Source organism: Natronoflexus pectinivorans (genome assembly GCF_004345615.1).
GTDB classification, from domain to species: Bacteria; Bacteroidota; Bacteroidia; order Bacteroidales; family Marinilabiliaceae; genus Natronoflexus; species Natronoflexus pectinivorans.
This window is the reverse complement of sequence record NZ_SLWK01000001.1, coordinates 872,087-885,402: the sequence shown is the minus strand read 5'-3', so window position 1 is coordinate 885,402 and position 13,316 is coordinate 872,087. Positions and strand designations below refer to the sequence as shown.

General features: G+C 40.7%; 11 protein-coding genes. 9 read left to right on the top strand and 2 right to left on the bottom strand.

Annotation, left to right across the window (positions count from 1 at the left end; genetic code table 11):
* The first annotated feature begins 84 nt into the window (after positions 1 to 84).
* From EV194_RS03385 to kbl, 8 genes are all read left to right on the top strand, one after another.
* On the top strand, positions 85 to 660 hold the full coding sequence (locus EV194_RS03385; protein WP_132432079.1) for a YeeE/YedE thiosulfate transporter family protein: 576 nt from the start codon (positions 85 to 87) through the stop codon (positions 658 to 660).
* Between the two features lie 587 nt (positions 661 to 1,247).
* Positions 1,248 to 2,300 carry an AI-2E family transporter gene (locus tag EV194_RS03380; RefSeq protein WP_132432077.1) on the top strand — a complete coding sequence of 351 codons (1,053 nt, stop codon included), beginning with the start codon at positions 1,248 to 1,250 and terminating at the stop codon, positions 2,298 to 2,300.
* Between the two features lie 6 nt (positions 2,301 to 2,306).
* Positions 2,307 to 3,635, top strand: coding sequence for a DUF2254 domain-containing protein (locus EV194_RS03375; protein ID WP_132432075.1), 1,329 nt, complete (start codon positions 2,307 to 2,309; stop codon positions 3,633 to 3,635).
* Positions 3,622 to 4,971 (top strand): CoA-disulfide reductase, encoded by a 1,350-nt coding sequence (locus tag EV194_RS03370; RefSeq protein ID WP_132432073.1) that lies wholly within the window; start codon positions 3,622 to 3,624, stop codon positions 4,969 to 4,971. The genes EV194_RS03375 and EV194_RS03370 overlap by 14 nt, the downstream gene beginning before the upstream one ends.
* Before the next feature lie 226 nt (positions 4,972 to 5,197).
* Positions 5,198 to 5,881 (top strand): mechanosensitive ion channel family protein, encoded by a 684-nt coding sequence (locus EV194_RS03365; RefSeq protein ID WP_207915879.1) that lies wholly within the window; start codon positions 5,198 to 5,200, stop codon positions 5,879 to 5,881.
* A gap of 160 nt (positions 5,882 to 6,041) precedes the next feature.
* Positions 6,042 to 7,577, top strand: a complete 1,536-nt coding sequence (locus EV194_RS03360) for an AbgT family transporter (protein WP_132432069.1) — start codon at positions 6,042 to 6,044, stop codon at positions 7,575 to 7,577.
* Positions 7,578 to 7,819: 242 nt separating this feature from the next.
* Positions 7,820 to 8,524 carry a hypothetical protein gene (locus EV194_RS03355; protein ID WP_132432067.1) on the top strand — a complete coding sequence of 235 codons (705 nt, stop codon included), beginning with the start codon at positions 7,820 to 7,822 and terminating at the stop codon, positions 8,522 to 8,524.
* A 127-nt stretch (positions 8,525 to 8,651) separates the two neighbouring features.
* Positions 8,652 to 9,839, top strand: a complete 1,188-nt coding sequence (kbl, locus tag EV194_RS03350; RefSeq protein ID WP_132432065.1) for a glycine C-acetyltransferase — start codon at positions 8,652 to 8,654, stop codon at positions 9,837 to 9,839.
* Here kbl and EV194_RS03345 read toward each other — a convergent pair.
* Positions 9,836 to 10,957, bottom strand: a complete 1,122-nt coding sequence (locus tag EV194_RS03345; protein WP_132432063.1) for a glycosyltransferase family protein — start codon at positions 10,955 to 10,957, stop codon at positions 9,836 to 9,838. The genes kbl and EV194_RS03345 overlap by 4 nt on opposite strands.
* A gap of 129 nt (positions 10,958 to 11,086) precedes the next feature.
* On the opposite strand from EV194_RS03345, the gene EV194_RS03340 reads away from it, so the two are divergent.
* Positions 11,087 to 11,368, top strand: a complete 282-nt coding sequence (locus EV194_RS03340; RefSeq protein WP_132432061.1) for an acylphosphatase — start codon at positions 11,087 to 11,089, stop codon at positions 11,366 to 11,368.
* A gap of 89 nt (positions 11,369 to 11,457) precedes the next feature.
* Here EV194_RS03340 and typA read toward each other — a convergent pair whose 3' ends face one another.
* A complete protein-coding gene (gene typA, locus EV194_RS03335; RefSeq protein WP_132432059.1) occupies positions 11,458 to 13,248 on the bottom strand; it encodes a translational GTPase TypA in 1,791 nt (596 codons plus the stop codon).
* Positions 13,249 to 13,316: the final 68 nt, after the last annotated feature.

Below are 13,316 nucleotides of genomic sequence, written 5' to 3'. Positions count from 1 at the left end.
CGCATAGCGAGATTAGACCACAGAAAACAGGTTTGCACACATCTGTATTTCTGACATTTAAAAACTCAACAAACTTTTATATCTATGAAAAATAAAAATATTGAACCACACATCAAGGAAGATCCGGATAGAAGACCCTTGTTTTTTGGTTTGGGTTTTGGCATCCTGTTCGGCTTTCTTCTCCACAAAGGCGGTGCAACCAAATATGATGTGATTGTAGGGCAATTGCTACTCACCGATTTTACAGTGTTGAAAATAATGCTTTCGGCAGTGGCAACAGGGATGATTGGAATTTATTTTATGAAATCCATGGGATGGATTAAGCTTTCCATTAAGAGCGGCTCAGTGGGCAAGAACGTGATTGGTGCTCTTATTTTTGGCGTTGGCTTTGCCATTTTGGGCTATTGCCCCGGCACCATTGCCGGTGCCATTGGCAACGGTTATTTAGATGCAATTGTTGGCGGAATGGCAGGCATTGTTCTGGGTACCTGGATTTTTGCAGTAACTTACTCCAAATTAAAAAATGGCATCCTGAAAAAAGGCGATTTTGGAGATATAACCTTGCCGCGCTTACTAAAGGTAAACGATTGGGCGGCAGTGGTACCGGCAGTTACCCTGATTGTTCTTTTGCTGTTTTGGTTTGAGAGTGTCGGGTTATAAGTATTCAACGCATAAATCAGCAATATCAAAATCAACCCGTTTGCCTCTAACCCGGGCGTGAACTAAATCGGAGTGTTTAAAAAAACATGTTCGTTTTATCTTTAATAAGGTTGACTTTAGTTGCAAATATTTCTACCAAAATTAAATTATTAAACATAAGGTCTTTAAAACCTCAGGAGAAATACAAAATCGCATAAAAACAAAACTTATTCTTTAAATCAATAGATTATTAGAGTTTTATAAATTTAATCATTATTGTCCGGGAAAATAATTCCATATTATTTAAGTGCTCAAGCCGCACGGGCTCTTACTTTTTTTCTACAGCAAAAAAAAGTAAGCAAAAAATGCCGCCGCTGCAAGTAATTTCCTAAAAATCAATCTTATTGTCTAAAATCCGGGAAACTCGCTACGCTCAAACAACCCGGATTTTTTAACGACAATAAACTTGATTTTATTAACGGAAATTCCTTGAGGCGGAAGTAAGCCCCCATTAATAGCAAAAATTAATAAATACCTCACGAATAAACGATTGTCAATATGGTCAAATATTTTAATCGGACACCAGTGAAATTTAATACTTATGTAACATGAATCAACTAAAAAAGACCAATAGAATCTTAATATTCTTCTTGCTCATTGTAGTTTTTCTCTATTTGGGCGCTCCGTTTTTAATCCCATTTATATTTGGGATTTTCTTCGCATTCCTGATGGTTCCCCTCTGCAAATTCCTCGAAAAAATAAAGTTAAATCGTACCATCGCCGCATTATTAAGTACTCTGGTTGTATTTATCATTTTCGGAGGCATTCTTTTCTTGTTTATAACTCAAATCAATTTATTTGTATCCGATATGCCGTCGATGGAAGACAAAGTAATGTCTTTAATCAAAAGCGGCCAAAACAGAATTGAAGCCATAACCAATATATCTCTAAGCCAGCAGGATGAGATCCTTGAGGAAAGATCGGGACAGATCATCGAGAAAATTGAACCTTTCGTAACCAACTTTTTCGGAAATGTATTAAGTACTGTCTTTAGTTTCTTTTTGGTATTGATTTATCTGTTTTTACTACTATTGTACAGAAAGAAGATATTTGATTTCCTGATGATGTATGTTTCACAGGAACAAGAGAGCTCTACTAAAGAGACTCTCAGCAAGATCAGTCATGTCGCATTTCACTATTTATGGGGTCGGGCGAAAGTGATGATACTTTTGGGAATCATGTTTTTCATCACTTTTATACTCTTCGGACTTCCTTATGCATTACTGTTTACTTTATTCGGTGCAGTAATAACCATCATTCCATATTTTGGCCCTTTACTAAGCGGTTTGCTACCAATTTTGTTTTCCTTTATCTATTTCGACAGTCTGCAAAAGATTTTAATCTTCTCTTCTATAGTTATTGTTATTCAACTAATTGAGAGCTATGTACTCGAACCACTAATTCTCGGGAAAGAAGTCGAAATAAATCCACTGGTCATCATTGTCACTATAGTTGTGGGAGGAATAATTTGGGGTTTAGCCGGAATGATATTGTTTGTTCCAATTATTGCAATGGTTAAAATCATTTCGCTCAACCAATCTAAGCTAAGACCCATCGGCTTTTTACTAGGACAAAGAGATAAGGATGAATTCAAAAAATAGAAGAATATGAAGAAATTTCAGTACTTATGGGAAGATCTCAATTCAAGTTTTTGGTTTATTCCTGTCATGATGCTTATGCTTGCAAGTGGCTCGGCCATGGGTTTAATTTATCTCGATAGCCAAACGTCCTACACTCCGGATGGTGTTTTAAAATACCTTTTGCCTGCAAGTATTGATTCTGCTCGCAGCATACTAGTCATCATAGGCGGAGCCATGATTGGCGTGGCAGGTACTGTTTTTTCCATTACGTTGGTGGTGCTCACTTTGGCATCCTCTCAATTGGGCTCCCGTTTGGTTAGAAATTTTATGTACGACAAACTAAATCAGGTTGTTTTAGGAACCTATGTCTCTTCTTTTGTCTATTGCCTAATTGTTTTAACTTCTATAAAAGATAGCACCGACTTTAATTTTGTTCCGGCCATTTCTGTTCTGGTCGCGCTGGTATCGGCTATGATTGGTATTATCCTGCTGGTCGTTTTTATTCATCATGTTTCCATGAGTATCCAATCCGATAAGGTGATCTCCGATATTTCAGAATCCATGTCAAAGAGTATCAAAAAGCTCTTTCCTGATGAAATTGGCCTTGAAGAAGAAAATGCAATTCCCGACATAAACGCCCTGAAAACAGAATATGCTTATAAGCAAAAAATCACCAACAGCAAAAGCGGCTATTTGCAATCTATTGACGGACAAGGCCTGATGAATCTTGCTGTAAACAATGACTGTGTCATTGTTTTGCGTTTCCGACCCGGAAACTTTCTCACTCAGGGAATGGTCCTTTGCGAGGTTTTTTGCAATGAAGAGTGCAGCAAAAATTTGCATGAAAAGATTCAAAATGATTTCATACTTGGAAAAGTCCGCACCCCTTTACAGGATGCGGAGTTCTCAATTCATCAGATGGTTGAAGTAGCTGCAAGAGCCCTATCGCCCGGAGTGAACGACCCCTATACTGCCATTGCCTGCATTGACAACTTGACATCCATCATGTGTTACCTGGCTGGCGCAGAGTTCCCCTCACCATACCGTTACGACTCCCAGGGTAAATTAAGAATTGTTGCCGATACCCATACTTTTTCCGGTATGCTGAACACAGCTTTTAACCAAATCAGGCAATATGGTGAAGGTAGTCCGGCAGTGCTTATACGGTTAATGGAGGCAATGCTAACCATAAGCACTTTTACAAGAAATAAAAATCAACAAAAACTCATTAACCTCCATGCTAAAATGATTATGAATGCCGCTAAAAATTCATTTTCAGAAAAACATGACCTGAAAAACATGAAAGACCGATATAAAACTTTAAAACATAAAAACTTACCAAATGCAGAACAATAAATTGATTGTAATAGGTGGAGATGCTGCTGGTATGACAGCAGCCTCCAAAGTGAGGCGTGAGCAACCTGAATGTGAGATTGTAGTCTTTGAGCGAGGCATTCATACCTCCTACTCTGCTTGTGGAATGCCCTATTACATAGGTGGGCAAATTGAATCTGAGGAACAACTGATTGCCCGTAAACCCGAAGTCTTCAGGCAAAAACAATATATTGATGTACGCACTCGTCATGAGGTGATTGAAATTGATCCCATCAGCAAGCGCGTAAAGGTTAAAAGTCTCGATGAAGAGAACGTTTTTTGGGAACCGTGGGATGATCTGCTTATAGCCACAGGCGCCTCACCAATTGTACCCGAAATGGAAAATGTTGATGCCGGTGGAATATTTACTCTCTCAACGCTTCAAAGCGGAATTGATGTTTTTAATTTCGTTAATGAGAAAAAACCGACCAAAGCAGTGGTGGTAGGTGGAGGATACATTGGCATTGAGATGGCTGAAGCTTTTCTCGATCGATCAATGGAAGTTACCCTAATCGATATGGCTCCACAATTAATGGCTACTTTCGATAAGGATATGGCCGACCTTATTTTTGACTACATGACGGAACAGCAGGTAAAGGTTTTATTAGAAGAGAAACTAGTGAAGTTTGAAAAGAATCCCGATGGTAGTGTAAAAACGGTAATAACCGACAAACAATCCATCCCTGCCGACATTGTCATTCTTGGTATGGGCGTAAAACCCAATTCTGAACTGGCAGCACAAGCCGGCATAAAATTAGGTGCCAATAACGCCATTTGCGTCAACCAGCGGCTTGAAACTTCTGCGCCCAATATTTGGGCAGCAGGCGATTGCGCCGAATCCTTTCACCTAATTACCCAAAAACAGGTTCACATTGCTTTGGGTACTGTTGCCAACAAGCATGGGCTGGTTGCGGGAATTAACATCAGTGGTGGCAGTGCCCGGTTTCCCGGCGTTTTGGGTACTGCCATCACAAAATTTAACGGTCTCGAAATTTCATGTACGGGCATATCCGAAAAAGAAGCAATAAAATTGAAACTTGATTATCAGGTGGAAACAATCACTTCATCTTCACCGGCAGGCTACTATCCCGGATCCGAAAAAATCACGGTGAAGCTTTTAGTTGACCAAGCCACCAAGCGGATTTTAGGCGGACAAATTATTGGATACCAAGGTGCAGCCAAGCGCATCGACACCATTGCAACAGCCATTACGGCAGGATTTACCGTACAACAATTGGTGGACCTTGATTTGGCTTACGCCCCACCATTTTCTACCGTTTGGGATCCGGTACAAATTGCCGCGCGAAAATTTATTTAATGATTGATTCAACATGGAACAAACCGTTGAATTCTATCACAATGTGATAGAATATTTTAAAACAAACTACCTTAATTATGCATTTATCCTGCTATTTTTTATTGCAGGGTTCGTGATAACCAATTTTATAAAAAATAAAGTTAGACGGCGCTTAGTTAGAAAATCACCTAACCATATTACTGCATCATTTATATCGCAAATTATCAGCTTTGTTCTGAAAACAGTAGTGATTTTTATAACCCTTTATTTATTGGGTCTCAATGCTTTTACCAACAAAATTTTGGCCGGAGCGGGATTGTTAACCTTTGTCATTGGGTTTGCATTGAAAGACATTGGAGAAAATTTTTTGGCAGGAATTATCCTTGCCTTTAAGAGTCCATTTAGAATAGATGATTTAATTGAAATAAACAGCATTGAAGGGTTTGTGAAAGATATAAACATTCGTGAAACGCTAATAAAAACACCTGATGGCAAGGATGTTTTTATACCTAACGCCATAATTCTAAAAAACCCATTGTTTAATTACACCATTGATGGTTTTTTGCGATACGAATTTATGATCGGAATCACTTATCAAAACAAACCCACGGAAGCCATAAAGTTAATTCTTGAAACAGTAAACAATGTAGATGGAGTTTTAAAAGGCTCTAAAAAGCCCGCCATCACGATCAATGAACTGGCTACAACCACCATAAATATAAGGGTGATGTTTTGGGTTGATACATTTAAAACGACCAACCGGTCTTTGCATCACAGCATCCGGTCAAAGGTGATGGATGATGTTGTACTCGCATTAATTGCAAACGGTTTCAATCTGCCCACCCCTGTTGTAGTAATAAACAACAATGAACCATCAAATCCATTGAACCCAAAAGTTGAGACAAACAAAAATGGAATAATAAAACCGTAAACTGTTTTATATCAAGTCAGACTCATTTAATAAAAAACGCGGCTCTTTCATTCTAACCTCAAAAAAACTACTCCATTTGATCTATTATCATTTCCATTCTTCATTTTTTTTACCATTTTTACGCCTTTGTTAATTGCGAAATAACACCCTGTTATCAATTATGACAAAGGAAACTGCCTCAACAACCAAAAGCAGCGGACTGCTAAAATGGGTTGAACAGCTGGGAAACAAACTCCCTCATCCATTCTGGATGTTCGTATGGATCACCATCATAATTATTGCAACCAGTGCTGTGGCGGCATTATTTGGCCTCAGTGCCACCGACCCCGGAACCGGGGAAGAAGTTTTTGCCAAAAACCTGGTTTCCGGCGAAGGCTTGCGCCGCTTTTTAGAAGAGATGGTCACCAACTTTGCCCATTTTGCACCCTTCGGACTGGTTTTAGTCATGCTGATGGGTGTTTCGGTGGCCGAACGCAGCGGATTGCTGACCATCGTTCTGCGAACCATGGCATTTGCCGTTCCCCGCAAAGTGGTGCTTCCCTTTATTTTCATAATTGGTGCCTGCGGCAACATTGGTTCCGATGCAGGTGTAGTTATTGTTCCCCCCATTGCAGCACTCATATTTATGCAGATGGGACTGCATCCCATTGCCGGGCTAATTGCCGGTTATGCAGGTGCCACCGCCGGATTTACGGCCAATTTTTTCATTGCCGGCACCGATGTATTGTTGGCCGGTATTTCAACAGAAGTGGCCGCCGGAATTGATCCCGATATTGAAGTGAGTGCCACTGCCAACTGGTACTTTATGATAGCCAGTACGGTGATGCTCGGTCTGGGTGGTGCGTTTATAGTCTCCAAATTCACCATACCAAAATGTAAAAACTTTGCCATTGGCGATGAAGGCATTGAAGCCTTTAAAGAAACCCCAAAACTAACCACAAAAGAAAAAAAGGGAATGCTTTATGCTGGACTTTCGGTGCTGATCTTTATTACACTTATTGCATTGCTGGTAATTCCCGACGGAGCTCCTCTCCGGAATCAAGAGTCCGGCGGCATTGTTCCATCCCCTTTTCTGCGCGGATTGGTTCCCATTTTGTTCTTCTTTTTTGCCATTCCGGGATATGTGTATGGGAAAATAACCGGCTCCATTAAAAAACCCGACGATTTACTGAAGTTCATGGAACAGGGTATGAAAGATTTGTCGGGCTATATTGTTCTGATGCTGGTTGTGGCTCAGTTTATAAATCTTTTCAGCTGGAGTCGACTGGATACCATATTGGCCATTAATGGTGCGGAATTTCTGCAATCTTCCGGTCTCACCGGCCCGTTTATGTTTACTTTGTTCATGATGTTGGTGGCATTTCTCAATATTTTTATTGGAAGCGGCTCGGCCAAATGGGCCATTTTTGCACCCATCTTTATCCCAATGCTCGCGCAATTGGGATACAGTCCGGCATTCATTCAGCTGATGTACCGCGTGGGCGATTCCATCACCAATTGCATCAGTCCGCTTTATATCTACTTCCCCCTGCTTATCGGCTGGGTTAGAAAGTATGATAAAAACATAGGTATAGGTACTATTATATCCTTACTGATTCCTTATGCAGTCGTATTGTTCATTATGTGGGTTGTATTGCTGTTTGTGTGGTACTGGCTCGGTATTCCAATTGGTGTTGGAGAAGGAATATATCTGTAAAAAACATAGCATAAAATAATTACTAATCCCCAGTGCCATTAGGCATTGGGGATTTTTATATTTCATACAAATCTGAATGTCAATTAAATCTATATTTTGTTTACTTAGTACAATTTGATAATCAGCGGCTTAATAATTTGCAATTATTATAACTTTTATCTATTTTCACCTTTTGTGAAATGCCGGAACATTTTTCATCATCAAAAAAACAGGGGGTAAAATTGATTCAAATTGCGGGAACTATGCCATACAGACGTTTACCAAATACCGATCAGGCTAGACTTAGGGCACTTAAGTCTGCAGTAAAAAAGGGGAACTCCTTAAATCCCATTGATCTGGCCTTTTCTCAAAAACTGCTTTTAGAACTTAAAGCATTCCTCCCTCATTTTGAACAAGTTTTAAATCAATATCAATACAATCGGGAACGGCAAGCCAATACAGGAAAACAACTTGGAGAGCATTATAAATCTGCACGACTATATGTTTCGCACTTTTTCCAGGTGGTCAACTTATGCATAGCCAGAGGAGAAATAAAGCCTGAAGCAAGAACCTATTACGGCCTGGCTGTTGACGAGAAATCAGTGCCTGAAATTGGAACGGAACAACAACTGTTGCAGTGGGGAAAGAGTCTCATAAAAGGAGAAGAAGACAGAATGGCCGCGGGTGCCACACGAATCTACAACCCCTCATTGGCAATGGTTCGTGTAAAATTTGAAAAGTTTCTGGAATATTACAACATTCATAAGGATCTTTTGGCAACTTCACATAAACTTCTTGATAAGGTAAACGATTACCGTGAACAGGCTGATAAACTAATCACCACTGTTTGGAATGAAGTGGAAGCCAAAAATGAAAACCTTTCTCCCGATGAACGACGAGAAATATGCAGCCATTATGGCGTGGTATATGTATATCGGCCTTCTGAAAAGGAACACAGTTCGGTATAGTAATTCTCCTTCCCTATTTTGTAACATTTAAAAGACTTTCTATTTTATGATATCCGGCATTTTATTATGCCCGGATTATTGGTATCTTGTCCTTAACAACTAATTGCGACTTAAAAATTGATGCCATATGTACGGAAACATCAGGAATCATATCATTGAAGAAATTGAATCCATCAAATCATCAGGACTCTACAAAACGGAACGGATCATAACATCTCCCCAGGGAGCGGAGATTTCAGTTCAAAACGGAAACACAGTTTTGAACTTATGTGCCAATAATTACCTGGGTCTTTCATCACACCCAAAAGTGGTGGAGGCAGCCGTTAAAACTCTCCAATCTCACGGATATGGAATGTCATCGGTACGCTTTATTTGTGGAACTCAGGATCTCCATAAAAAACTGGAAGAGAAAATTGCCTCCTTTTTTAAAATGGAAGACACCATTCTTTATGCGGCCTGTTTTGATGCCAACGGGGGCGTTTTTGAACCTCTATTAACCGAAGAGGATGCTATCATATCAGACGAACTGAATCATGCCAGCATCATCGATGGAGTGCGTTTATGCAAAGCGGCACGTTATCGGTACAAACATGCCAACATGAACGACCTGGAAGAGCAACTGAAAAAATCACAATCACAGCGCTTCCGCATTATTGTTACCGACGGGGTATTCTCCATGGATGGCGACATTGCTCCTCTCAATATCATTTGTGATTTGGCCGAAAAATACGACGCAATGGTAATGGTGGACGACAGTCATGCATCGGGTTTTATTGGTAAAACCGGACGAGGCACCCCCGAATATCACAATGTTATGGACAGAGTTGATATTCTTACTGGTACGCTTGGCAAAGCCCTTGGCGGAGCCATGGGCGGTTACACCACCGGCAAAAAGGAGATCATTGAAATGTTGCGTCAGAAATCTCGTCCTTATCTTTTCAGCAACTCACTGGCGCCAGTCATTGCAGGCGCTTCGCTGGAGGTGTTTAATATGCTTGAGCATGACACCTCTCTGCGCGATAAAGTAATGGAAAATGCTGTCTATTTTAAAGAAAAAATAGTTAAGGCCGGATTTGATATTAAACCAACCAACTCGGCCATTATTGCTCTGATGTTATACGATGCCAAACTGTCACAGCAATTTGCCGCTGAGCTACTCATAGAAGGAATTTACGTTACCGGATTTTACTATCCTGTGGTTCCCAAAGGTCAGGCCCGAATAAGAATTCAACTCTCGGCAGCACACACCAGGGAGCAGCTGAACAAAGCCATTGAGGCTTTTATAAAAATCGGTAAGTCTTTAAGTGTTATTTAATGAGTACCAAAAATCAACTGAATCATTCGGTCTGCATTGGCTGCATCCATAAAAGGAATCAATAGTTGATTCCTTTTATCAACTTCATACTGAGAAAAGGCAGTGGAAATTGATTTCTGAATGGCAGCAATCCACTCTGCATCCTTTGAAACCACTTCACAAAGCGGCTCCAGATGTGTGTTTTCAACCATTTGAGGAGAAGCGATACAATGACGTCCCCGAAACAACGAGACCAATAATTTCAAACGCAAACCGGTGGTTTGGTATGCAGGCAAAAGAATGGCTGCGGCATTACTGATCAGTTGCTCCATCTCAGCAGCATCCACATTCCTTATAAGTTGACAGGTTTCAACCTCCAGAACTTTTCTAGCGAGTGCCCGTGAAGGGTTTTTTCCGGCAATGATTAACGGTACACCGGCTTCGGAACAGATGCGCAGGACAAAAAGTGCCGAACAATGATTTTCGGCCACTGATAAGTCGCCATGGTACAACACATATTTTCCGATACCCGTTTGTGATTTTACTTCAGTTTCACCATGAAATGCCGTTATTAAGTGAACGTTCTCATGCACTTTTTTGAAAAAATCAGCATCTCCCTCGGATATGGGTATGATACCTTTCACCTTAAAAGGACCTTTTTCCCATGCTTTTAACCGGAGAGTTTCGAGTTTGAAAAAGAGCCTTTTGAAAAAACTCTTTTCAGTTCGGCACAACGATCGGTAATAATCGGTTTCCACATTGTGCATCCGAATCCAGATGTCACGGTTTTGCAGTTCGGGAAACTGCAAAACGGCTGTGGTGTGAGTCCCCTCCAACAAAATCGGATGATTGTCCTCCCTTAACCGGCTTATAAGCTTTTCGTTTTTGCGGCTCTTCACAATATATGGCACTCTTGAAAATTGCCTGAAAACACCCGTTTCTCTTTTATAATAACAAACTTCATGGCAGTATTTTTCCAACTCCGCAGCTTGCTTGCGACTATATGTAAAACAGTGAAGAATGACCTTAACACCACGTTCTGATAGTGCTTTTACCTTATAAAACACATCCATAGCTCCTCCGTAGTCGGGAGGCCAGGGAACTGTAAAACTCACAATGTGCAGAAAACGTTTGTCCATGATTAAATCTTCAATTTATGAGCGAATATAGAAATTTTAGGTGTGATTTTTTAATGTCTCCTGAAAATGAGCCTGACTTAATGATTTATCTTCACAAACAGTTGAGTATTTCTTAACTTTGATAAAAAAATGCAAAGAGTAAAAGTTCTGGTAGATGGCAGAGTACAGGGTGTGGGCTATCGATATTTTGTTAATAACAAAGCTACACGTTACGGCATAAAAGGGTATGTCAAAAATCTTCCCGGCGGCCAGGTTGAAATAGATGCTGAAGGTGATGTTGGTCAGTTACGTGAATTTTTGGAGTCGTGTTACCAGGGGCCACCAATGGCAAGAGTCGACAATTTTCACAGGAAACAGGTCACTCCCTATGGATATACTCGTTTCCGTATATTACATCATGAGGATTTATAATGAGAGGATGATCTCTGAAATGCCAAAAAAACAATGGTTCACTTTCGTGAACCATTTCTCAGAAGTTATTTCCTCTTTAAATTCTTATTCTATTTGCGTTTACGTTCATGTTCCTGCAATAAAATCTTTCTTAGGCGGATTGATTTTGGAGTAACTTCAACATATTCATCTGCCTGAATGTACTCCAAAGCCTCTTCGAGACTAAAAATAATGGGTGGTGCAATTCTTGTTTTATCATCGGCACCTGAGGCACGCATATTGGTCAGTTTTTTGTTTTTGGTAACATTCACGGTGAGGTCTCCGTCACGATTGTTCTCTCCTATTACCTGACCCATGTAAACTTCTTCCTGAGGAAAAACAAAGAACCGGCCTCTATCCTGAAGTTTGTCAATGGCATAAGCAAAGGCTGTACCCGTTTCGTGGCAAATGAGCGAACCATTCTGACGCTTTTCAATTTGACCTTTCCAGGGCTGAAATTCAATAAACCTGTGAGCCATGACAGCCTCTCCGGCTGTGGCCGTTAATAAATTATTTCTCAATCCGATGATACCACGCGAGGGAACTATGAACTCCAAATGAACCCTGTCACCTTTACGTTCCATGGTACGCAATTCACCTTTGCGATTGGAAACCATCTCAATGGCTCTCCCTGAAAATTCATCCGGCAAATCAATGGTCAGCTCTTCAATCGGCTCATTTTTTTCACCAGCAATCTCTTTTATAATAACTCTTGGCTGACCCACCTGCAATTCGTAACCTTCGCGGCGCATGGTTTCAATAAGCACTGACAAGTGCAAAACTCCCCTTCCGTAAACATTCCAGGCATCGGCCGAATCTGTGGGCTCTACACGCAGAGCCAGGTTTTTCTCCAGCTCTTTATCCAAACGATCTTTTATGTGGCGTGAAGTAACGTATTTACCCTCTTTTCCAAAAAATGGAGAGTTGTTGATGGTAAACAGCATACTCATAGTGGGCTCGTCGATGGCGATGGGATCCAACGGTTCAGGTTTCTCCAGATCACAAATGGAATCTCCAATATCAAAACGGTCAAGTCCGATGATGGAACAAATTTCTCCGGCCACAACCTCATCGGCCTTTTCACTACCCAATCCACTAAAAACATTTAACTCCTTGATGCGTGTTTTATGAACATCTCCTTTACGACCAACCAGAGCAATGTCCATTCCGGCTTTAAGAACCCCTCTGTGTACCCTTCCAATGGCAATTCGCCCTTTGTAGGCGGAATAATCCAACGAAGTGATCAGCATTTGTGGAGTTCCCTTATTTTCTATCGGAGCAGGGATGTGTTCGATGATGGCATCCATCAGCACGCTGATGTCCTGCTTTTGCTCTTTCCAATCGTCAGACATCCAATTGTCCCTTGCCGAACCGTAAACGGTGATGAAATCAAGTTGATTCTCGGTGGCTTCAAGGTTGAACATCAAGTCAAATACCATCTCCTGAACCTCCTCGGGGCGACAGTTAGGCTTATCTACTTTGTTAATCACAACAATGGGCTTAAGTCCCAATCCAAGTGCCTTTTGTAATACAAATCGCGTTTGTGGCATGGGCCCTTCAAAAGCATCTACCAGTAAGAGAACGCCATCGGCCATGTTCAAAACCCTTTCAACCTCTCCCCCAAAATCGGAGTGACCGGGTGTATCTATAATATTGATTTTGTAATCTTTCCAACGTACCGAAACATTTTTGGACAAAATGGTAATTCCTCTCTCCCGCTCCAAATCGTTACTGTCCATTATTAATTCGCCAACATGCTGATGCTCTTTAAACAATTTCCCAGCCAGCAACATCTTGTCAACCAGCGTGGTTTTGCCATGATCAACGTGGGCAATAATGGCAATATTTCTAAGTTTTTGCATAAGTTTTTTTCTAAAAGTGGGTGCAAAATTAGTTCATTTTGAAGGATTATAAATCAATGATTTATAAT